Raw genomic sequence first — 19,678 nt, 5'->3', positions numbered from 1 at the left:
CCGCTCTAACCTTCTTCGGCGGCCCTGATCTGCGTGATCGGGGCCTCGCCATCGGCTTGCGGCAAGGTCCAGATCAGCACATTCACCACTGCGATCACGGCGAGCAGTACCATCAGCGCGGGCTGTTTCAGCACCCCCGTGCGCCGCCACAGCACAACGGCCCCTGCCGCCAGCAAAAGCGCAGCCAGCATCACGATCGACAGTACGATATCGGTCATGGCGGTGTAAGGCTCCAAAGCAGCAAGCAACAATTCCCACCCACGTCATCGCGATGGAACATCGATGACGGTAAGGCGGTATGGCTGATGCTATCAACAGGAGCCTCTTATGGGAATTTTTTCGTCGATCAAGAATGCGATCTGGGGCTCGGATGAAGACGAAGCCAAGACCGCCGCGCCCGCAACCCCTGCGGCAGCGCGTGCTGCGCCGGTGACCGCCCGTGTCGCCCCTGCCGCGCCCGACCCGATCAGCGAAGCCGACATGAAGGCCCGGATCGCCAATCTGCCCGGCGCCAATGATCACAACTGGCACACGTCGATTGTCGATCTGATGAAGATGGTCGGCGTCGATCCCAGCTATGCCAATCGCAAGGAACTGGCCGAAGAACTCGGCATCACCGATTACGAAGGCACAGCGGAGCAGAACATCGCGCTCCACCATGCGGTGCTGAACATGCTGGCCGCCGAAGGTGGCACGATGCCGGGCATGCTCAAGGATTGATCGCGCGCGCGTGATTGACACGTGATTTGCGCCCCGCCACACCGGGGCATGCAAGAGAACCAAGCCCAAATCACCCGCCGCCGGGCCCTTCAGGGTCTTGGCGGCGTGTCCGCCTTCGCGCTGTTGCCCGCCTGCGCGACAAGCAAGCCCGCGGTCGTTTCCCCCGGCATTCCACTTGGTTCAGACGCCCAGCAATATGCGGACGTCAAGCTTCAGGACATTGCTTACCGGATGCTCGCACATGAACCGGGCCGTGCCACCGGTCTGGGCGTGGATACCGGCAAATATGCGGCTTGGCGCAGCACCTTCGGCACGCCGGTTGAAGCGGGCCGTGCGGCCTATGCTGCCAGCCTGAAGGACATGATTGCCGAGGTTCGCCGCCATCCCAAGGATGGTCTGACCAGCGATCAGCAAATCGGGTTCGAAGTGGTGGAAACCGCTTTCACCCGCGCGGTCGAAGGCATGGCCTTCCCTTATGGCGATGTGGCCGTGGGCAGCTGGCGCAACGCGCCTTATGTGGTGATCCAGAATGTTGGCGGCTACATTGATCTGCCGCGCTTTTTTTCCTCGACGCAGCCACTGGCGAGCGCCGATGATGTCGGCGCCTATATCGACCGACTGACCGAGGTGCCCGCGTTGCTGGATGGCGAGCGCGATCGGGTGCGCGCCGCGCGCGGCATGGGTGTGGTGCCGCCTGCCTTCCTGCTCGACAAAGCAATTGCGCAGATGGAAGCCAGCATTGCCGAGGCCACGGCAAGCTATGCCGGCCCGCTTGAAAAATCGGACATGGCGGAGGCCAAGGCGGCCGCCGCACAGGCGAACCGGACTGCTGCCAGCGGTATCATCCCCGCCTTGGAACGCCAGCTGGCAGAGCTGCGCACCCAGCGCGCAAGTGCCGGGGACAAGGCCGGCATCTGGGCACAGCCGATGGGCGAGGAATACTACGCTTGGGCACTGGGCGCTTCGACCACCACCAACCTTACGCCCGATGAAATCCACCGTCAGGGCCTGGCCGAGCTCGACGAACTCCACGGGCAGATGGACCCGATCCTGCGCTCCATCGGCTATACCAAAGGCAGCGTAGGCGAACGGATGCGCGGGCTGGCCGAAGATCCCCGGTATCAATTTGCTGAAGGCGATCCGGGGCGCAAGGAGATCTTCGCGTTCATTGATGAACGCCTCACCTGGATCAAGGCGCAGATGCCCCGCGCCTTCACGCAGGTGGTCAATCCGCGGCTTGAGGTCGTGCGCCTGCCGCTCTCCGAAGAACCCGGCGCGCCGGGCGCTTACGGCGGGGCAGGCAGCAAGGATGGCAGCATTCCGGGGCGGTTCTGGATTAACCTGCGCACCACCGATCTGCACCGCAAGTATGATCTGGCCGACCTCACCTTTCACGAAAGCATCCCCGGCCACGTGTGGGAGGGCGAATTTTCCAATCGGCTTCCGCTGATCCGCTCGATCCTTGCCTTCAACGCCTTTTCCGAAGGCTGGGCGCTGTATGCCGAACAGATCGCGGATGAACTGGGCGCGTATGAGGGCTTCGAGGTCGGACGGCTGGGCTTCCTGCAGAGCCTCGCCTTCCGGGCCTGCCGCTTGGTGGTCGACACCGGCCTGCATTCCAAACAATGGACCCGCGAACAAGGGCGTCAGTTCTTTGTCGAACGCAACGGATCGAAGGTCGAGGAGGTCGCCTCTGAAGTTGACCGCTATTGCAGTTGGCCGGGACAGGCCTGCGGTTACAAGATCGGCCATTCCCAAATCCTGCGGCAACGCGAACGCGCCCAGAGGGAATTGGGCAGCGAATATGATTTCCGCGCCTTCAACACCGCGCTGGTGCTGGGCGGCAATGCACCGCTTTCGGTGATGGCCAACACCGTCAGCCGCTATATCGCCAGCGCAAAGGGCTAAACCGCTAACCTGCGCCCTTCCCGTGCAGATGCGGCGGGGGTAGCCAAGCGCCGAATTGCAAAGCCCGGCACCTGATCCCATGTTGCCTTCTGCCGACGCAAGGAGGGCCGCATGGAAACGCTGGGACAAGACCTTGAAACGATGCGCCGGGTGCCGCTCGCGCCCGAACACGTCGCCGCCATATGCGAAATCGGCGAAGAGCGGCGTTACGCGGCGGGCGATATTGTCATGGACATCGGCGAGCCGATGGACCGCTTCGTCTATGTTGTGGAAGGCGAGATCGAGGTGGTCGATCCCGCCACCGGCGAAAGGCTGCTCCCCTCCAGCCTCGGGCCGACGCAGTTTCTGGGGGAAATCGGCTTCCTCAATGGCGGCACCAACATCATGCGGATGCGCGCGGCGGTCGACACCAAGGTGATCGAGGCCCCGCGCGCGCCAATGCTGGCACTCATGAGCCGGGTGCCGGAACTGTCGGATCACCTCATTACGGTGTTTGCCGCAAGACGCCGCAAGCAATTCGACAACCGCAATGACACGATCAAGGTCATCGGCGCCGATCGCGACGGCGCCGTGCAGGCGGTCGAACGCTTCCTGTCGCGCAACCGCATCCCGTTCCAGAGTTACGACATGGACGCCCCCGACCGCGAGACGGCAAGCCTGTGCGACCTCACCGGCCACGAACCCGGCGTCATCCTTGCGACCAAGACCCGGATGATCGACCCCACCCCGCGCAAGGTGGCGCAATATCTCGGGCTTGATCTGGATGTCTGTTCCCAACGGACCTACGACCTGCTGATCGTCGGCGGCGGGCCTGCGGGCGTGGCGGCGGCGGTCTATGCCGGGTCTGAGGGGATCGAGGCACTGGTAATCGAGGATACCGCTGTGGGCGGACAGGCCGGCACGTCGAGCCGGATCGAGAATTACATGGGCTTTCCAACCGGCATCAGCGGCACCGACCTCACATTCCGGGGTCAGGTGCAGGCGATGAAGTTCGGCACGCGCTTTGTCATGCCACGCCGGGTGGAGGGCCTTTCGCGGCGCGAGGACGGGGCGTTTTGTGCGACGCTGGACGCCGGTGACACCGGGGCTGATGAAATCTGCGCCCGTGCGGTGCTGGTAGCGACCGGCGTGCAATATCGCCGCCTGCCGCTTGCCAAATTGGAGGCACTCGAAGGCGCCGGCATCTTCTATTCGGCAACCGAAATGGAAGCGCGTTTCTGCGGCAAGACCGACGCTGTGGTGATCGGCGGCGGCAATTCGGCGGGGCAAGCGGCGATGTTCCTCAGCCGCGCGGCGACCCACGTGCATTTGGTGGTGCGCGGCGACAGCCTGGCCGCGTCCATGTCAAGCTATCTGTCGCAGCGGTTGGAGGCCGATCCGCGCATTACCATCCACTACCACGCCGAAGTCACCGCGCTGCATGGCGACAAATGGCTTGAAGCGATCACGTTGAAGGCGGGCGATGGCGCGCAGCAGATCGTCACCCGCGCGCTGTTCATCATGATTGGCGCGGCGCCCAACACTGGCTGGCTTTCAGGCCTTGCCGAAACCGACGCGAAAGGCTTCGTGCTGACCGGCGCTGCCGCGGGGCAGGCGGATGATTACGCCACAACCGCGCTCGGTATCTTCGCAGTTGGCGATGTGCGGGCCAATTCGGTCAAGCGGGTGGCCAGCGCGGTGGGCGAAGGATCAGTGGTCGTCAGCCGCATCTGGCAATATCTGGAAGAGACACGCCCTGCGGGCGATTGAATTTGCTCTTCTTTTTTTCGCAAACCTATGGTCAAGCGCAAGAACTTCGATAATCTGAACCAGATTTGGCGTGCCGTCGCACGAAACGCAGTAGGGTGTTCGACATGATTTCCGGGATTTTTCGCCTTGTCACAGCAGGCCTCATCCTGGTCGCAGCGCAGCCTGGCTGGGCCGAATGGCACGAAGCGTCGAGCGATCATTTCGTGATCTATGCCGACGACAAGCAAGCTGACCTGCACAAATTCGCAGAGAACCTCGAACGCTATCACAGCGCGATGGCAGTCCTGACCGATCAGAAAACTGAAAAACCCAGCCCGTCCAATCGTGTGACGATTTTCGTTGTCGGCGATCAGCGCGACATGCGCGCTCTGAGTGGAAGCCGCAACATCGGCGGCTTCTATATTCCGCGCGCAGGCGGCAGCCGTGCTTTCGTGCAGGAAATTCGCAACCAGAAAGGCTATCCGCACTTCTCCACCATCGTGATGCTGCATGAATATGCGCACCATTTTATAATCTCCGCATCGCGCTTTCCCATGCCGCGCTGGTGGAACGAGGGTGCGGCGGAGTTTTTTGCCGCGGCGACTTTCAACGATGACGGCAGCCTGCTGATCGGGCGCGCAGCGCAACACCGAGGGAATGAGCTGGCCTTTGCCGATCCGGTCCACGTGCGCGAGTTGCTCGACCCGGAGCTTTATGAAAAGCAGAAGGGAAAGAGGTACGACGCCTTCTACGGCAAAAGCTGGCTGCTCTATCACTACCTGACCTTCTCCGACGAGCGAGCCGAACAGATGGGGCAATATCAGCTCAATCTTATCAACGGAATGGAGCCGCTGGCTGCCGGGGAAGCGGCTTTCGGCGATCTCAATGTGCTGGAGCGCGAGTTGAAGGCATATGCGCGCGGCCGGATGTATTCCTTTGCCCTCACGCCTGACAAGCTGACAACCGCACCGATCACCTTGCGCAAACTGCCAGCTGGCGAAGCCTTGGTAATGCCGCTCGTGATCCGATCTCAGCGCGGGGTTGATGCCGAAGAAGCCGCAAAACTTTTGCCAGAAGTCCGCGCCGTCGCGGCAAAGTACCCTGATGATGCAGGCGTGCTCGCCGCGCTGGCCGAGGCGGAGTATGATGCGGGCAATAACGCTGAGGCCATCGCTGCTGCTGACCGCGCCATCGCCGCTGAACCTTCGCGCACCAACCCTTATGTCCAGAAAGGCTTTGCCCTGTTTCGCGAAGCGGCGAGCGCCGAGGACAAGCAAGCAGCGTACGAGGCGGCGATGATGCCGTTCGAAGCGCTAAACGCCATCGAAAACGATCATCCGCTGCCGCTGATATACTATTATCGCAGCTTTGCTGAGCGCGGTGTGACTCCGCCCGAAAGCGCCCGCGCCGCTCTGGAGCACGCCTCGCGGCTCGCGCCCTTTGATCAGACCTTGCAGCTCAACACGGGGATGATGCTGATCAAGGAGGGCAAGCTGGACATTGCGCGTGACTTTCTATTGCCGGTTGCGGCCAATCCGCACGGAGGCGGCGCAGCGGAGCGGGCCAAGCTGATGCTTGACCTGCTCGCCAAGACTCCGTCTGGGGAGACGATCACACTCGATGTCGAGACGGGTATTGATGCTATGTCCGGCACGCCTGAAGCAGGGGAGTGATTTCCCCCGCTCCCGTGCCCGCCTGTCTGAACCTGCGTCAGCTCTTGCCGAAAAGACCCTTGGCCATGCCCATAATATCATTGACCGGACTGCCATCGCCGTCGCGGTCAAGGATCGACGCGAAGTTTGCCACGGATCCCTCGCCGCCAATCGCGGTGACGATCTGATTGAGAATATCGGGGCTCATCCCCGTCTTCTCTGCCGCCAGCGTGACGGTGTCGCCGTCCATCGTGTGCGTCTTGCCAAGCGTGGCAATCGCCTGCTCGACCAGCTTGGGATCAATGCCGATCTTCGCCGCAAGGTTCACCACATCGTCCGGCGCGCCGCCAATGTTCTTCAGGATACCGTCGAGAATGCTCATGGTGTGTCTCCTCCGACTCGGTACGGGCCGGTCTGTCTAGTGAGGCTAGGCCATTTCATGGAAAAAGCCCCGCTCCGATCTTACGCCGGGCGGGGCTTCCCTCTCCAACGGGTTTGGCGCGAGTCAGGCGGCGACAGGCGCGGGCGCGGCTTGCAGGACGCCTTCGTCGACATAAGCCTCAAATTGCGCGAAATTGGCGATGAACAATTCGACCAGCTTCCTTGCGGTCGCATCATATTCGGCAGCGTCGGCCCAGGTGCTGCGCGGGTCGAGGATGGTTTGATCTATCCCGGCGTCGGCCAGCACCGGCACGTTCACCGGCACGTCAAAACCGAAGTTCGGATCCTTGCGGAATTCGACATCGTCCATCTTGCCATCCAGCACGGCGTTGAGCAGCGCGCGGGTCGCCTTGATCGGCATCCGGTTACCGGTGCCATACTTGCCGCCGGTCCAGCCGGTGTTGACCAGCCAGCATTCGGCGCTGCCCTTGGCGATGCGATCTTTCAGCAGATTACCGTAGACGCTGGGGTGACGCGGCATAAAGGCCGCGCCAAAGCAGGTGCTGAAGGTCGCTTCCGGCTCAGTCACGCCGATTTCCGTGCCAGCGACCTTCGCGGTGTAGCCAGACAGGAAGTAATACATCGCCTGATCGGCGGTCAACCGCGCAATCGGAGGCAACACGCCAAAGGCATCCGCAGTCAACATGATAACGTTTGACGGCGCGGGGCCGAGGTTTTTGTCGGACGTGTTCGAGATGAACTCAATGGGGTAGGCGCCGCGGGTGTTCTCGGTCTTCGATGAATCCGTGAAGTCGAGTTCGCGGGTATCCTCGTCCATGCCCACGTTTTCGAGGATCGTGCCGAACATCTGCGTAGTGGCGTAAATCTCCGGCTCGCCCTCGGCCGAAAGGTTGATCATCTTGGCGTAGCAGCCGCCTTCAAAATTGAAGACGGCGGTGTCCGACCAGCCGTGCTCGTCATCGCCGATCAGCGTGCGGGTGGCGTCAGCCGACAGCGTCGTCTTGCCCGTACCCGAAAGACCGAAGAAGATCGCGGATCTGCCATCCGCGCCGATATTGGCCGAACAGTGCATTGGCATCACGCCTTGCGCTGGCAGGAGGTAATTCAGCAAGCCAAACACGCCCTTCTTCATCTCGCCCGAATACTCAGTGTTGCCGATCAGAATCAGTTTTTCGGTGAAGCTGACCGCGATCACCGTGTCACTGCGGCAGCCGTGGCGTTCGGGATCGGCCTTGAAACTGGGCAGGTTGATAATGGTGTATTCGGGCGCGAAGCTGGCGAGTTCCTCAGGCGTGGGGCGCACCAGCAGCGTGCGCACAAACAGGCTGTGCCATGCCATCTGGGTGATGACCCGCACATTCACGCGATATTCGGGCTGCGATCCGCCGAACAGATCAGCGACGTAAAGCTCGTCCTGGCCCTCGAGCGCTTCGAGGAAATCGGCCTTCAGCGCGGCGAAATGCTCCGGGCTCATCGGCTGGTTGATCGGGCCCCAGTTGATCGTCTCCTGCGTGGAGGCATCCCGCACGATGTACTTGTCCTTGACGCTGCGGCCGGTGAACTTGCCGGTCTCCACCAACAATGCGCCGTGCTTGGTCAGCTTGCCCTCGCTCCGGGCCAGCGCATGTTCGACCAGTGCTGCGGTGCCCAGATTGCCGTAAAGGCGCGCACGAGTGACAAGGTTCTGAGCGGACAGCGGGGTTGCGAGCGAGGTCAACATACGTCTCCTGGGCGGGGCAGCAGCAAGATAGGCGGCAGCGTTCTATTCAGCAGGGACGGCCCGGCGAGCACCGGCGAATCCTGTTCCTTGCCTGTCACCCCGTAGCACCTGCGCATACGTATGCAACCTTGGGTCGTGTTCGTTTGCTCCATCGGAAAGCTTACGGCGCATGCGCTGTCATTCACCACTTCCGCGCACCTGACCGCGGTCATCCCAAACCTCGTCGTCTTTGGCTGCCATTGCGGTCAAGGCGGGTTCGCGCTACCGCTTCGCATCATGCAGATCACCGGGGGAGAGAGGATTGAAACCGTGTCCGACAGTATCACCGAACCGGCTGCTTCGCTCGTGCCGCCCCTTGCACCGACATCGTCACTCGCAGGAAATGGCGAAGGCGATGCCCGCAAGGTCCAGATTGCGTTGGTGGACGATGATCGTAACATCCTGACCACTGTATCAATCGCTCTGCAGGCAGAAGGCTTTGCCACGCGGCTCTATTCCGATGGCGACACTGCGTTGAAAGCCTTGCTTGATAATCCGCCTGATCTTGCGGTGTTCGACATCAAGATGCCCAACATGGACGGGCTGGAACTGTTGCGCCGTCTGCGCGCCCATTCGCCAATGCCGGTTATCTTCCTAACCAGCAAGGACGATGAACGCGACGAGGAAGCGGGTCTTGAGCTAGGGGCCGATGATTACATCGCCAAGCCGTTCAGCTTGCGCTTGCTGATCGCCCGCATCCGCGCGATCCTGCGCCGGGCCGAGCCGCTGGTTGCCGGTACCAGTCCCGACGCAGCGCCTGGGCCAGCGCCCGCCACACTCTCCCGCGGACGCCTGTTCATGGACCCAGCGCGGCATCAGGTGACATGGGACGCGCAGGCCGTGAGCCTCACGGTGACCGAATTCCTGATCCTCGAAGCCCTCGCCATTCGGCCCGGTGTCATCAAAAGCAGAAACCAGCTGATGGACGCTGCCTACCCGGACGATGTTTTCGTGGATGATCGGACAGTCGACAGCCACATCAAGCGGATGCGGCGTAAGTTCAAGGTGGTCGATCCCACCTTCGATGGCATCGAAACGCTCTATGGCGCAGGTTACAGCTTCACCGATGGCTGAAGGCGCACGCGCCGGCGCCAACAGCGAACAGCTGATCAAGACTGGCCGGTTCGCGCTGACTGCGCGCATTCTGGTGGTCAACATCCTGCCTTTACTGATCCTGGGCGGGGGCTTGTTCTATCTCGACAGTTATCGAACGCAGCTGATCAATGAGCGCTTTAAGCTTGCCCGGATCGAGGCACAAATCACCGCCGAGGCGCTCGCGGGAGCGACCCGTCAGCGGCAGGAGGCTTTGCTCGTCCAGATCGGGAAGGAACAGCGGATGCGCCTGCGGCTGTTCGATATCGAAGGCAAGCTGACCGCCGACAGCTTTGCCCTTGCCGAACCCGCGTTCCGTTTCAACGACATCAACGATGATGACTGGGAGCAACGCTTTGCCCGCTGGATTGATCGCACCGTCGATGCCATCGTCAGCGCTGAAGCTGTGCAGGATTATGTCGAACCCGAAGCACAAGAAGCCGACGCTTGGTCAGAGCTTGCTCGTGCCCGAGAACTCGGCCTCAGCCAGGTACGGCTTTACGACTGGGCTGACGGCACCCCTGTCATCACTGCCGCCGTACCGGTGGGTTTGCAGGGCGCAACATTGTTCACGGTACGCAACGCGGTCGACATTACTGAAAGCGTGCGTGCGGCGCGCTCGACTCTGTTCATCGCAATGCTGCTGGTCATGGCCGCTTCGGCGCTGCTGTCACTGTTTCTGGCGCGCACGATCGTGACGCCGCTGCGCCTGCTGGCGCGGGCCGCAGTGCGCGTGAAGCAGGGGCGCGATCGTGAGGTTGAAGTGCCGCGCCTGCCGCAACGCAGCGACGAGATCGGCCTGCTCGCCCGCGCTGTTTCGGACATGACCGGCGCGCTGCGGCAACGGATCGACGCGGTCGATACCTTCGCGGCTGATGTTGCGCATGAAATCAAGAATCCGCTCGCCAGCTTGCGCAGCGCGATTGATACGCTGCCGCGTGTCGAAGACGCGAACCTGCGCACAGAATTGATCCAGATTGCCACCCATGACGTACGCCGAATCGACCGACTCGTCACAGAAATCGCCACCGCAAGCCGGGTCGATGCCGAGATCAGCCGCGCTACGCTGGAACGGGTCGACCTCGCGGATCTTTTTGCCAATCTCGTCCGCAGCCGCGAAGAACGTGCAATGAACGCAGGACGCCAGATCATTCTCGACAGCGCGCCGGGCAGCCACACAGTCATGGGCGTACCAACCCAGCTCGAACGCGTCGCCGAAAACCTGATCGATAACGCCGTATCGTTCTCGCCTGCAGAAGGCATCATCAGTGTCTCGATCCGCCGGGCTGAACGCCAGATTATCACCGATGTTTGCGACGAAGGCCCCGGCATCATGCCTGAACGGCGCGAAGATGTGTTCCGGCGCTTTCATTCCGATCGGCCCAAGGAGGAAAGCTTCGGCAATCACTCTGGCCTCGGCCTCGCCATCGGTCGTGCGATTGCCGAAGCGCATGACGGTACGCTCACGGCAGAAAGCCGCCCTGATGCCGCTATGGGTGCCTGTTTGCGGCTAAGCCTGCCCGCTGCGTCATGAAGCCGACTGAGCCTTTGGTGATGCAGGCAACCGCAGTGGAAATCGCTGGGCGCGCCTTGCTGATCGAAGGGCCACCGGGCAGTGGCAAATCCAGCCTCGCGTTGGCACTGCTTGATCGCGGAGCCGGTCTGATCGGCGATGACGGCGTGACACTGGCAGCCCAAGGTGACCGCCTGATCGCCGCCCCACCCCCGAACATTGCAGGCCTTCTGGAAGTGCGCGGCGTCGGTCTTGTAAGACAACCACTCGCTGGCCCAGCGCCGGTTGCGCTGATCCTGACCCTCGGCGGTCCAGCGCCGGAACGCCTCCCGGCAACGCCCTTGCTGCCGCGGGCGATCGCGGGGATCGCTGTGCCTGTCCTAGCCTTTGATCCCGGCACGATGGCCCCCGGTCCTCGGGCGGAATGGGCGCTGGCCGTGCATGGCCTCACATTCAAACCGGCTTCCCTTTGCCGTGCAGACACGTCAGATAATGAGGCATGACCGAGCCCCAAGCCCCGCCAGCGCAACGCGAGTTGCTCCTTGTCACCGGCCTCGCTGGCGCGGGCAAATCGACCACGCTAGCCGTGCTCGAAGATCTCGGCTGGGAGACAATCGATAATTTTCCCGTGCGAATGCTGAAAGGCCTCGTCACTGCGCCTGATGACGCGCGCGGGCCCCTTGCTATCGGTTTCGATTCGCGCACCCGCGGCTTCGTGCCAGCGGCCATCATCGCGCTGGTCAAAGACCTTGCAACGCGGCCCGATATCGCGCTGACTTTCCTGTTTCTCGACTGCGCAGGCGGCGAGTTGGAGCGCCGCTTTAACGAGACACGGCGCCGCCACCCGATGGCGGATGGGCGTCCCGTGATGGAAGGCATTGCAGCCGAGCGCGAGTTGCTTGAACCTTTGCGGCGCTGGGCTGAGGTGATGATCGACACCACAGCGATGACCAGCAATGAATTGCAAACCCGGATCCGCGAACTCTTTGTGCGGACCGCCGGCGATCCGGCACTCACACTGACACTTTCCAGCTTCGGCTTCGCCCGTGGAATGCCGCCGCTGGCCGATCTGGTTTTCGACATGCGGTTTCTGGACAATCCACACTGGGTTCCGACCTTACGCGAACAGACAGGGCAGGACGCGCAAGTCGGTGAACATATCGCGCGCGATCCGGCTTTTGCCGAGGCGTTTGATCGTATCCGCGACCTGCTGGTTGCACTGCTTCCGCGCTATGCGGCGCAGGGCAAGCCCTACGTCCACGTCGCCTTCGGATGTACTGGTGGGAGACACCGGTCGGTCTACACCACAGAGCGGATGGCTCAGGCCTTGCGCGACGCGGGGTTTTCGCCCACTGTCAGACACCGCAATCTGGGTTCGCGCGCGGCCGATACCATCGAACGGGATCGTCGCTAGCGCCAGTCTTCGGCAATTGAGCGTCATGATGTAAGCGCATTGTTCCTCACGGTATAAACGCGTAAGCCGCCATTTCGGCTCGCAGCTAACGGATCCCTATTTTCGCATGATCGGTTTGATCCTGGTAACCCATGGCCGCCTCGCGGACCAATTTGTCGAAGCCATGGAGCACGTTGTCGGCCCACAAGAGGGGATCGTCACTGTGTGCATTGGTCCCAACGACGATATGGAGCAACGCCGCGACGAGATCGCCGACGCCATTACGTCGGTGGATGCAGGCCATGGTGTCATCATTTTGACAGACCTATTTGGCGGAACGCCCTCTAATCTGGCGATCTCCTTGCTCGAAGCGGGCCAAGTCGAAGTTATTGCAGGGATCAATCTGCCAATGCTTATTCGCCTCGCAGGCGCACGAAAGGTTATGCATGTGACCGCCGCCGTCCATGCAGCACAGGCCGCAGGGCGCAATTACATCACCATCGCGAGTGAACTGCTCGGACAGGTCGCCGTACCCCCGGCACGTGCCAAAGCGTAAAAGCAGGGCCGCAGCATGGAAGAAGCACGGCACAGTGTCACCATCGTCAATCGCCGGGGATTGCACGCAAGGGCAAGCGCGAAGTTTGTCGGCGCGGTTGCAGCACTGCCTGATGGTATCAAGGTGACTGTCACAAAGCCGCCACATAGCGCGGCGGGCGGCTCGATCCTCGGCTTGATGATGCTAGGCGCTGCCAAAGGTGACACGGTCGAGATTGCGGTCGAAGGCGAAGGAGCGGAAGCCGTGCTGGCCGATCTGGTCGCGCTGGTCACGGATGGTTTCGGAGAGGATTGACGCTGGCGCCTGAAACCGGCAGCGCTTCACCATGCGCAAGCACATCACCGGCTTTTCCAACCCCACCGTCAAATATCTGCGCAGCCTGCGCGACAAAAAGCACCGCCGGCGTTCGGGCCAATTTTTGGTTGAAGGACTGCGGTTGCTTGAAGATGCGCGCGCATCGGGCCGGGTGCCGCAGACGCTGGTCATGGCCGAACACCGCATAGCGCACGATCTGCTGGCGCGCCTGGAAAACGATGTGCTTTCCTCCGGCGGCGAGGTGATCGTCACCGCCCCCGACATTCTGTCCAAGATCACCGGCAAGGACAATCCGCAGAGCGTTGCGGGCGTGTTCGAGGAATGGGACACCTCACTGGCCACTGTGGATCGCAGCGCCGCGCCGATCTGGCTGGTTGCACAGGCGCTGCGCGATCCCGGCAATCTGGGCACAATGCTGCGCACCTGTGACGCAGTGGGCGCCGGCGGCCTGATCCTGATTGACGATTGCGCCGATCCCTTCAGCGCCGAGGCCGTGCGCGCCAGCATGGGCGCAGTGTTCACCGTCGGCCTTGCGCAGGCGCGGTGGGATGAGTTTTTGCCATGGCTGCGCGGCGGACCTGGGCAGTTGGTCGCAGCGAGTTTGCGCGACGCAGTGCCCTATCGCGGCGGCGCCTATGCTGCGCCGTGTTTCATCATGGTCGGCAACGAGTCGCAGGGGTTACCCGAAGCGTATGAAGCGGCCTGCGACCTGCGCGTCACCATGCCCATGCGGGGCCGGGCTGACTCGCTGAACGTTGCAGTGGCAGGCGCGGTGCTGGCGTACGAGGTGCTGGCAGGGCTGGAGGGGTAGCTATTCTGCGGCGTCCTTGCGGATTTCGAGCGCCGGATACTCCGCCTCGACCGCATCGCCATCGGCGGCGTTGTACCGGGGTGCCGACTCAACCAGCGGGACCGCTTCGATTTCACGTTTGCCGATTTCGACGCCCTTTTCGGCGAGCCGCCGCCCGGACGACAACACATTGCGTTCAAAGCTGCCGACGAACTTGTTGTAATTGTTGACCGCGCTTTCCAGGCCCCCGCCGACTCGCTTCAGGTGCTCAGCAGCAGTGGCAAGCCGATCATACAATTCCGCGCCCATCCGCCCAATTTCGGCGGCCTCGGACGCCATCTTGTCCTGCCGCCACACCTGCGCCACCGTTCGGGCGATCGCCACAAGATTTGTGGGGGTCGCCAACAGCACCTTGTTGCGGAAAGCAAAATCCCACAATTCGGGATCATGTTCGAGCGCAGCGGCGACGAAATGCTCGCCCGGCACAAACATCACCACGTAATCGGGCGCGTCCTCGAACTGGCTCTGGTAGCTTTTCGATCCCAAGGTCTGCACGTGATTGCGCATGGATTTGGCATGGAGATCGAGATGCCGCTTGCGCTCCCCTTCATCGTCCGCCTCGAACGCGGCCTGATAGGCGTTCAATGACACCTTGGCGTCGATCACCAGCTTCTTCTGGCCGGGCACATTGACGATCGCATCGGGGCGGAGGCGCCCTTCATCCGTGTCCAGCGATTGTTCAAGATGAAAATCGGTGTGCTGCGCCAATCCGCATTGTTCGAGCACGTTCTGCAAGGCCCGTTCCCCCCAGCGCCCCCGTGCCTTGGGGGCATTGGTCAACGAATTGCCAAGCCGTCGCGCTTCCTTGCGGATTTCCTCCTGCCCTTCCCGCATTGACTGGATCACGCCGGTGAGTTGCCCGAACGCATCGGTGCGCTTGGCTTCAAGTTCGGCGACCTGCCGCTCGTAACTCGCCAGCCGATCACCCACGGGGGCGAGCAGCGCTTTCAGCTTTTCCTCGCTTGCCTTTTCGGAATGGCCCAGCCGTTCCTCGGCACGGCGGAGGAATGCTTCCTGCGCCCTGCCCAGCACGGCCGCACCGGCGTTTTCGAACTCCTTGCGCAAGGACTCCTGCGCCACCAGCAAGCCCGCCTTCTGTTCGGTAAAAGCCTTTTCACGCTCAGCCGATGCGCTCTCCAGCGCAGCCAAGCGTTCGGCCAGTGCCGACCGATCAGCCTGCACAGCGTCGAGCCGGGTCAGCAGACCATCGGCTTGCCCCGCCCGCTCCTTCAATCCAGCAACTTCGATCCGCGCTTCGCCCAATTCGGTAATGGCGCGAGCAAACTTCACCTCGCCCTCAGCCACGGACGCCTGAGCATCTCCAAGTCGGGTGCGCAGATCCGCCAGCGGTCGCGATGCGAGAAACCACGCTGCCATACCGCCCAACACGGCACCAGCGATCAAAGCGATAAGCGGGAGAATCGATATGTCCATCGCGTCAGCCTATACAGAACGTATGGTGAACGCCAGCGTCGTTGCTTTGCTCTCGACGATTTTCGCGGGATCCCGACCTTCGCCAGAACGTCAAAGGCTGAAGGCGATGCGGTCGGCGATAGCGTAGCAGAGGCGACGGGCTTCACACCACTGCATTTGCTCGGCATGAAACGTCGCAAGGACGGCCCCGCAGACGCGGGTCTGAAAGGCAAGTTACGCTGCTTGCCGGATCTTCTTCAGCTTCTTCAGCGCCATCGCCTTTTTCAGGCGGCTGAGGTGATCGATGAACAAGATGCCTTCCAGATGGTCCATCTCGTGCTGCAGGCACGTCGCCATCAGTCCTTCGAGCGCCTCTTCATGGGTGTTCCCGTCCAGATCCTGATAGCGCACCCGGCACGTCGCCGGACGGTCGACATCGGCGTAGATTTCGGGGACCGACAAGCAGCCTTCCTGATAGGTCGAAAGCTCCGCTGCCGGATCGAGGATCACCGGATTGATGAACACGCGCGGATCGTTTTTGGTCGCAGGGTGTGTGTGCGAATGGCCATCATGCGCGCATTCGACCGGCTCGGCATCCGGGTCATCGGGTTGCAGATCAATTACCAGCACCCGCTTGGGCACGCCGACCTGAATTGCGGCGAGGCCGATGCCGGGCGCATCATACATCGTTTCAAACATGTCCCCGACAAGCGTACGCAGCTCGGCGTTGAACTCGTGCTGTTCGACCGGGGTCGAGATGATTTTCAGCCGGGGGTCCGGCACTTCAAGGATTTCGCGGATTGCCATGCGCGCTACTTAAGCGAGCGCAACACGGATTTCAACGCGCCGCGTGCTATCCCACCGGACGACGTGCGCGCAAAGCCTGTGCCAGCGTGCCTTCGTCAAGGTAATCGAGCTCGCCCCCCACCGGCAGCCCGTGGGCCAGTTGGGTCACCCGCAACGGATATGCCTCCAACCGTTCCGCGAGGTAGTGCGCGGTGGTCTGGCCCTCCAGCGTCGCGTTCATGGCCAGCACCACCTCGTCAATGCCGCCAGCTTCGACCCGCGCGAGCAGGCTGGCGATGTTGAGGTTTTCCGGCGCGATGCCGTCAAGCGCGGACAGTTTGCCCCCCAGCACGTGATAGCGCCCCGGAAACAGTCGCGCCCGATCAAGCGCCCAGACATCGGAGACTTCCTCCACCACACACAGTGACCGCGCATCACGGCGCGGATCGGCACAAATAGCGCAAGGGTCCCGCGTATCGACATTGCCGCAGGTCTGGCACTCGACGAGCGTTTCAGCCACGCCCGCCAAGGCTTCAAGCAGAGCCGGGAGTGCGCTTTCGCGGTTCTTGACCAGCCACAGCACAGCGCGGCGCGCCGAACGAGGCCCCAGGCCCGGCAGACGGGCCAGCGCGGAACTCAATGCCTCGATCTCTTGCGATGCCATGGGGGGCAAGATAGGGGCTGCGCATCGCTTAACAAAGGCTGCGGGTCACGCTTATGCGCATCATCTTCATGGGAACGCCCGATTTTGCGGTGCCGGCCCTGCGTGCGCTGCATGCAGCGGGGCACAAGATTGCGTGCGTTTACACCCAGCCGCCGCGGGCGGCGGGCCGGGGCAAGCAGTTGCGTGCATCGCCCGTGCAGGCGGCGGCAGAACAACTGGGCCTGCCAGTGCGCTCCCCCGCGTCACTCAAGAAAGCTGAAGCACAGGCCGAGTTTGCCGCCTTGAAGGCGGACGTGGCTGTGGTCGCAGCTTACGGCCTGATTCTGCCGCAACCCGTTCTCGACGCGCCGGTGCACGGCTGCCTCAACATCCATGCTAGCCTGCTGCCGCGTTGGCGCGGGGCGGCACCGATCCACCGTGCGGTGATGGCGGGCGATGCCGAGACCGGCGTCACGATCATGCAGATGGAAGCAGGGCTGGACACCGGGCCGATGCTGCACACCATCACAGTGCCGGTGGGCCGCAAGACGACGGGCGAACTGACAGACGCTCTGGCCGCGATGGGAGCCGACGCGATGGTCCGGGTGCTGGCCGATCTTCCTGCATTCGCGCCCGAACGTCAGGACGACGCGGCGGCGATCTACGCGCCAAAGATCGACAAGGCCGAAGCCAAAATCGACTGGACTGAAAGCGCCGAGGTGATCGAGCGAAAGGTGCGTGGCCTCGCGCCCTTTCCTGGCGCATGGTTCGATCTGGAGGCAGAGCGGGTCAAGCTCCTGCTTGCTGAAGGGGTGGACGCAAGCGGCGCGCCCGGCGCGGTCCTGGACGACGCCTTCACCATCGCCTGCGGGCATGGCGCGATCCGGCCCATTACGCTCCAGCGCGCAGGCAAGCCTGTGCTGGAGCGGGCCGAATTCCTTCGCGGACGCGCAGTCGTGGCGGGGACAATGCTCGCTTGACCCGTTTCGCGCTTACCCTTGAATTTGACGGCACGCCGTTCTTCGGTCTGCAACGCCAGTCCCACGGGCCGAGCGTGCAGCAAGCGGTTGAGGGCGCGCTGGAACGGATCACCGGAGAAAAAGCGATATTACATAGCGCCGGGCGCACTGATTCAGGCGTGCACGCCTTGGCGATGCGCAGCCATGTCGATCTTGAAAAGGACATTGCCCCGTCCCGGCTGATGGCTGCCATCAACGCGCAGGTCAGGCCCGAGCCCGTTGCCGTCATCGCCTGTGAGGTGGTGCCGGACGATTGGCACGCGCGCTTTTCATGCACCGGGCGGCGCTACCTGTATCGGATCGCCAATCGCCGTGCGCCGCTGACACTCCAGCGCAACCGCGCATGGCATCTCGCGCCGCCGCTGGACGAAGGCGCGATGCACCGCGCCGCACAGGCGCTTGTCGGCCGGCACGACTTTACCACCTTTCGTTCGGTGCATTGTCAGGCCGCCGATCCAGTCAAGTCGCTCGATCTGCTCGACGTCGAACGGGTCGGCGAAGAGATTCACATTCACGCCGCAGCCCGATCGTTCCTGCATCATCAGGTACGATCAATGGTAGGATGCCTCAAGCTGGTGGGTGCAGGGGCTTGGACCGAAATCCGAATGGCCGAAGCACTGGCCGCACGCGACCGCAATGCGTTGGGGCTTAACGCGCCTCCCCACGGCCTCTACTTCGTCGAGGCAATCTATCCCAATTCACGAGAGGAACCATAATGACCACCACCGGAAAACAGCTGTTCACCACCCTCACTGACGACGGCAAATTGACGCTGGAGGTATCGGAGAGCACCTTTCCCGTCCCCACCGGCAATCAGGTGCTGGTCAAGATGGAAGCCGCCCCGATCAACCCTTCGGACCTCGCGATCCTCACCAGTGCGGCCGATTTCGACAGTGCCGAATACACCCCTGGCAAAGTCGTCGCGCAGATGCCCGAACCCTTCCTGAGTGGAAACCGCGGTCGTCACGGCCAGCGTTTGCCTGCCGGTAACGAAGGCGCGGGCACGGTGATCGCCACAGGTGACGGCGACATGGCCAAGTCGCTGATGGGCCAGCGCGTTGCCTGCGTGCCGGGCAGCGCCTTTTCGCAATATGCCATCGCCGATGCAATGATGTGCCTGCCGCTGGGCGAGCATTCGTCCGAAACCGGCGCGTCGAGCTTCGTCAACCCGATGACCGCGCTGGGTTTTGTCGAAACCGCCAAGATGGAAGGCCACTCTGCCATCGTCCACCTCGCCGCAGCATCCAACCTTGGCCAGATGCTCAACCGCATCTGCGTGGAAGACGGGATGAAGCTGGTCAATATTGTCCGCAAGGACGAACATGTCGAACTGCTCAAGTCGCAGGGCGCGACCCACGTGGTGAACTCGTCTGCAGAAACATACATGGCCGACCTGCGCGCCGCGATTGCCGAAACCGGCGCCTTCCTTGGCTTTGATCCGATTGGCGGAGGCAAGGCCTCCGACAGCGTGCTGAAGGCGATGGAACAGGTCGCTGCCAGCCAGATGGGCGAGTTTTCGCGCTATGGATCAAACCAGCAAAAGAAGATGTACATCTACGGTCGGCTTGACCTGTCAAACACGATCCTGACGCCGTCCTACGGCCTGCAATGGAGCATCGCGGGATGGCTGCTGACGCCATTCTTGCAGCGCGCCGGTATGGAAACCGTTGGCCGGATGCGCGGTAGGGTGCAGGCGAACCTCACCACCACCTTTGCCAGCCATTACAAGGCCAAGGTATCGTTGGAGGGAATGCTGGAGAAAGACGCAATCTGCGATTACCGCCAGATGAAGACCGGCGAAAAGTATCTGGTTACGCCTTGGGCATAGGTCATGTGTGCGCCCCCGCTCAGGCGGGGGCCGCCATCTGACTTGGTCGGAAATCCCGTCTTGCAACGTGGAACTTCGGCACGAATTGCGGCAAGTGGGTG

At 62.3% G+C, this 19,678-nt stretch carries 20 protein-coding genes; 14 read left to right on the top strand and 6 right to left on the bottom strand.

Translation table 11 applies throughout. The features are described from left to right. Nucleotides 1-5: 5 nt before the first annotated feature. Nucleotides 6-218 (bottom strand): hypothetical protein, encoded by a 213-nt coding sequence (locus tag ACRANW_RS07000; RefSeq protein ID WP_479433807.1) that lies wholly within the window; start codon nucleotides 216-218, stop codon nucleotides 6-8. 109 nt (nucleotides 219-327) lie between these two features. Here ACRANW_RS07000 and ACRANW_RS06995 point away from each other — a divergent pair, with 109 nt between their 5' ends. The 4 genes from ACRANW_RS06995 to ACRANW_RS06980 all read left to right on the top strand — a co-directional run bounded on the left by ACRANW_RS06995 (nucleotide 328) and on the right by ACRANW_RS06980 (nucleotide 6,029). Further along, on the top strand, nucleotides 328-720 hold the full coding sequence (locus ACRANW_RS06995; protein ID WP_479433806.1) for a DUF3597 domain-containing protein: 393 nt from the start codon (nucleotides 328-330) through the stop codon (nucleotides 718-720). A gap of 48 nt (nucleotides 721-768) precedes the next feature. Next, complete coding sequence (locus tag ACRANW_RS06990; RefSeq protein WP_479433805.1) at nucleotides 769-2,628, top strand: DUF885 domain-containing protein; 1,860 nt, start codon at nucleotides 769-771, stop codon at nucleotides 2,626-2,628. A 111-nt stretch (nucleotides 2,629-2,739) separates the two neighbouring features. Then, nucleotides 2,740-4,377 (top strand): FAD-dependent oxidoreductase, encoded by a 1,638-nt coding sequence (locus tag ACRANW_RS06985; protein ID WP_479433804.1) that lies wholly within the window; start codon nucleotides 2,740-2,742, stop codon nucleotides 4,375-4,377. A 104-nt stretch (nucleotides 4,378-4,481) separates the two neighbouring features. Then, on the top strand, nucleotides 4,482-6,029 hold the full coding sequence (locus tag ACRANW_RS06980; protein WP_479433803.1) for a hypothetical protein: 1,548 nt from the start codon (nucleotides 4,482-4,484) through the stop codon (nucleotides 6,027-6,029). A 37-nt stretch (nucleotides 6,030-6,066) separates the two neighbouring features. Here ACRANW_RS06980 and ACRANW_RS06975 read toward each other — a convergent pair whose 3' ends face one another. Then, nucleotides 6,067-6,390, bottom strand: coding sequence for a hypothetical protein (locus ACRANW_RS06975; RefSeq protein WP_479433802.1), 324 nt, complete (start codon nucleotides 6,388-6,390; stop codon nucleotides 6,067-6,069). Nucleotides 6,391-6,513: 123 nt separating this feature from the next. Continuing rightward, complete coding sequence (locus ACRANW_RS06970) at nucleotides 6,514-8,130, bottom strand: phosphoenolpyruvate carboxykinase (RefSeq protein ID WP_479433801.1); 1,617 nt, start codon at nucleotides 8,128-8,130, stop codon at nucleotides 6,514-6,516. A gap of 276 nt (nucleotides 8,131-8,406) precedes the next feature. On the opposite strand from ACRANW_RS06970, the gene ACRANW_RS06965 reads away from it, so the two are divergent. The 7 genes from ACRANW_RS06965 to ACRANW_RS06935 all read left to right on the top strand — a co-directional run bounded on the left by ACRANW_RS06965 (nucleotide 8,407) and on the right by ACRANW_RS06935 (nucleotide 13,849). Further along, nucleotides 8,407-9,243 (top strand): response regulator transcription factor, encoded by an 837-nt coding sequence (locus tag ACRANW_RS06965; protein ID WP_479433800.1) that lies wholly within the window; start codon nucleotides 8,407-8,409, stop codon nucleotides 9,241-9,243. Then, a complete protein-coding gene (locus tag ACRANW_RS06960; protein ID WP_479433882.1) occupies nucleotides 9,236-10,795 on the top strand; it encodes a sensor histidine kinase in 1,560 nt (519 codons plus the stop codon). The genes ACRANW_RS06965 and ACRANW_RS06960 overlap by 8 nt, the downstream gene beginning before the upstream one ends. Next, a complete protein-coding gene (locus tag ACRANW_RS06955) occupies nucleotides 10,792-11,277 on the top strand; it encodes an HPr kinase/phosphorylase (protein ID WP_479433799.1) in 486 nt (161 codons plus the stop codon). Before ACRANW_RS06960 ends, ACRANW_RS06955 begins: the two co-directional genes overlap by 4 nt. Continuing rightward, nucleotides 11,274-12,188: an RNase adapter RapZ gene (gene rapZ / locus ACRANW_RS06950; RefSeq protein WP_479433798.1), complete on the top strand. Its 915-nt coding sequence runs from the start codon at nucleotides 11,274-11,276 to the stop codon at nucleotides 12,186-12,188. The genes ACRANW_RS06955 and rapZ overlap by 4 nt, the downstream gene beginning before the upstream one ends. Nucleotides 12,189-12,294: 106 nt before the next feature. Further along, nucleotides 12,295-12,723, top strand: a complete 429-nt coding sequence (locus tag ACRANW_RS06945; protein WP_479433797.1) for a PTS sugar transporter subunit IIA — start codon at nucleotides 12,295-12,297, stop codon at nucleotides 12,721-12,723. A gap of 15 nt (nucleotides 12,724-12,738) precedes the next feature. Beyond that, nucleotides 12,739-13,017, top strand: a complete 279-nt coding sequence (locus tag ACRANW_RS06940; RefSeq protein WP_479433796.1) for an HPr family phosphocarrier protein — start codon at nucleotides 12,739-12,741, stop codon at nucleotides 13,015-13,017. Between the two features lie 31 nt (nucleotides 13,018-13,048). Further along, nucleotides 13,049-13,849, top strand: a complete 801-nt coding sequence (locus ACRANW_RS06935) for a TrmH family RNA methyltransferase (RefSeq protein WP_479433795.1) — start codon at nucleotides 13,049-13,051, stop codon at nucleotides 13,847-13,849. Here the strand turns inward: ACRANW_RS06935 and ACRANW_RS06930 are convergent, their stop codons facing one another. The 3 genes from ACRANW_RS06930 to recR all read right to left on the bottom strand — a co-directional run bounded on the left by ACRANW_RS06930 (nucleotide 13,850) and on the right by recR (nucleotide 16,751). Beyond that, on the bottom strand, nucleotides 13,850-15,322 hold the full coding sequence (locus ACRANW_RS06930) for a DNA recombination protein RmuC (protein WP_479433794.1): 1,473 nt from the start codon (nucleotides 15,320-15,322) through the stop codon (nucleotides 13,850-13,852). A 213-nt stretch (nucleotides 15,323-15,535) separates the two neighbouring features. Further along, nucleotides 15,536-16,108, bottom strand: coding sequence for a peptide deformylase (locus ACRANW_RS06925; protein ID WP_479433793.1), 573 nt, complete (start codon nucleotides 16,106-16,108; stop codon nucleotides 15,536-15,538). A 46-nt stretch (nucleotides 16,109-16,154) separates the two neighbouring features. Further along, a complete protein-coding gene (recR, locus tag ACRANW_RS06920; protein WP_479433792.1) occupies nucleotides 16,155-16,751 on the bottom strand; it encodes a recombination mediator RecR in 597 nt (198 codons plus the stop codon). A gap of 53 nt (nucleotides 16,752-16,804) precedes the next feature. Here recR and fmt point away from each other — a divergent pair, with 53 nt between their 5' ends. The 3 genes from fmt to ACRANW_RS06905 are packed head-to-tail and all read left to right on the top strand — an operon-like array spanning nucleotide 16,805 to nucleotide 19,577. Beyond that, entirely contained in the window at nucleotides 16,805-17,710 is a 906-nt protein-coding gene (fmt, locus tag ACRANW_RS06915; protein WP_479433791.1) for a methionyl-tRNA formyltransferase, read from the top strand. Next, nucleotides 17,707-18,465: a tRNA pseudouridine(38-40) synthase TruA gene (gene truA, locus ACRANW_RS06910; protein ID WP_479433790.1), complete on the top strand. Its 759-nt coding sequence runs from the start codon at nucleotides 17,707-17,709 to the stop codon at nucleotides 18,463-18,465. The genes fmt and truA overlap by 4 nt, the downstream gene beginning before the upstream one ends. Beyond that, entirely contained in the window at nucleotides 18,465-19,577 is a 1,113-nt protein-coding gene (locus ACRANW_RS06905; protein ID WP_479433789.1) for a zinc-binding dehydrogenase, read from the top strand. The genes truA and ACRANW_RS06905 overlap by 1 nt, the downstream gene beginning before the upstream one ends. The last annotated feature ends 101 nt before the right edge of the window (nucleotides 19,578-19,678 follow it).

It is taken from the genome of Erythrobacter sp. 'gip.4 top 5' (assembly GCF_056495765.1).
The sequence above is the reverse complement of the archived record's forward strand: the minus strand, read 5'-3'. Positions and strand labels throughout refer to the sequence as shown.

Coding starts and splice junctions, on each gene's coding strand:
- ACRANW_RS06970 (WP_479433801.1), bottom strand. CDS start 8,130: ATGTTGACCTCGCTCGCAACCCCGCTGTCCGCTCAGAACCTTGTCACT.
- ACRANW_RS06935 (WP_479433795.1), top strand. CDS start 13,049: ATGCGCAAGCACATCACCGGCTTTTCCAACCCCACCGTCAAATATCTG.
- ACRANW_RS06985 (WP_479433804.1), top strand. CDS start 2,740: ATGGAAACGCTGGGACAAGACCTTGAAACGATGCGCCGGGTGCCGCTC.
- ACRANW_RS06960 (WP_479433882.1), top strand. CDS start 9,236: ATGGCTGAAGGCGCACGCGCCGGCGCCAACAGCGAACAGCTGATCAAG.
- ACRANW_RS06965 (WP_479433800.1), top strand. CDS start 8,407: ATGCAGATCACCGGGGGAGAGAGGATTGAAACCGTGTCCGACAGTATC.
- ACRANW_RS06955 (WP_479433799.1), top strand. CDS start 10,792: ATGAAGCCGACTGAGCCTTTGGTGATGCAGGCAACCGCAGTGGAAATC.
- ACRANW_RS07000 (WP_479433807.1), bottom strand. CDS start 218: ATGACCGATATCGTACTGTCGATCGTGATGCTGGCTGCGCTTTTGCTG.
- rapZ (WP_479433798.1), top strand. CDS start 11,274: ATGACCGAGCCCCAAGCCCCGCCAGCGCAACGCGAGTTGCTCCTTGTC.
- ACRANW_RS06930 (WP_479433794.1), bottom strand. CDS start 15,322: ATGGACATATCGATTCTCCCGCTTATCGCTTTGATCGCTGGTGCCGTG.
- ACRANW_RS06925 (WP_479433793.1), bottom strand. CDS start 16,108: ATGGCAATCCGCGAAATCCTTGAAGTGCCGGACCCCCGGCTGAAAATC.
- ACRANW_RS06980 (WP_479433803.1), top strand. CDS start 4,482: ATGATTTCCGGGATTTTTCGCCTTGTCACAGCAGGCCTCATCCTGGTC.
- ACRANW_RS06995 (WP_479433806.1), top strand. CDS start 328: ATGGGAATTTTTTCGTCGATCAAGAATGCGATCTGGGGCTCGGATGAA.
- ACRANW_RS06940 (WP_479433796.1), top strand. CDS start 12,739: ATGGAAGAAGCACGGCACAGTGTCACCATCGTCAATCGCCGGGGATTG.
- ACRANW_RS06945 (WP_479433797.1), top strand. CDS start 12,295: ATGATCGGTTTGATCCTGGTAACCCATGGCCGCCTCGCGGACCAATTT.
- ACRANW_RS06990 (WP_479433805.1), top strand. CDS start 769: ATGCAAGAGAACCAAGCCCAAATCACCCGCCGCCGGGCCCTTCAGGGT.
- fmt (WP_479433791.1), top strand. CDS start 16,805: ATGCGCATCATCTTCATGGGAACGCCCGATTTTGCGGTGCCGGCCCTG.
- ACRANW_RS06975 (WP_479433802.1), bottom strand. CDS start 6,390: ATGAGCATTCTCGACGGTATCCTGAAGAACATTGGCGGCGCGCCGGAC.
- ACRANW_RS06905 (WP_479433789.1), top strand. CDS start 18,465: ATGACCACCACCGGAAAACAGCTGTTCACCACCCTCACTGACGACGGC.
- recR (WP_479433792.1), bottom strand. CDS start 16,751: ATGGCATCGCAAGAGATCGAGGCATTGAGTTCCGCGCTGGCCCGTCTG.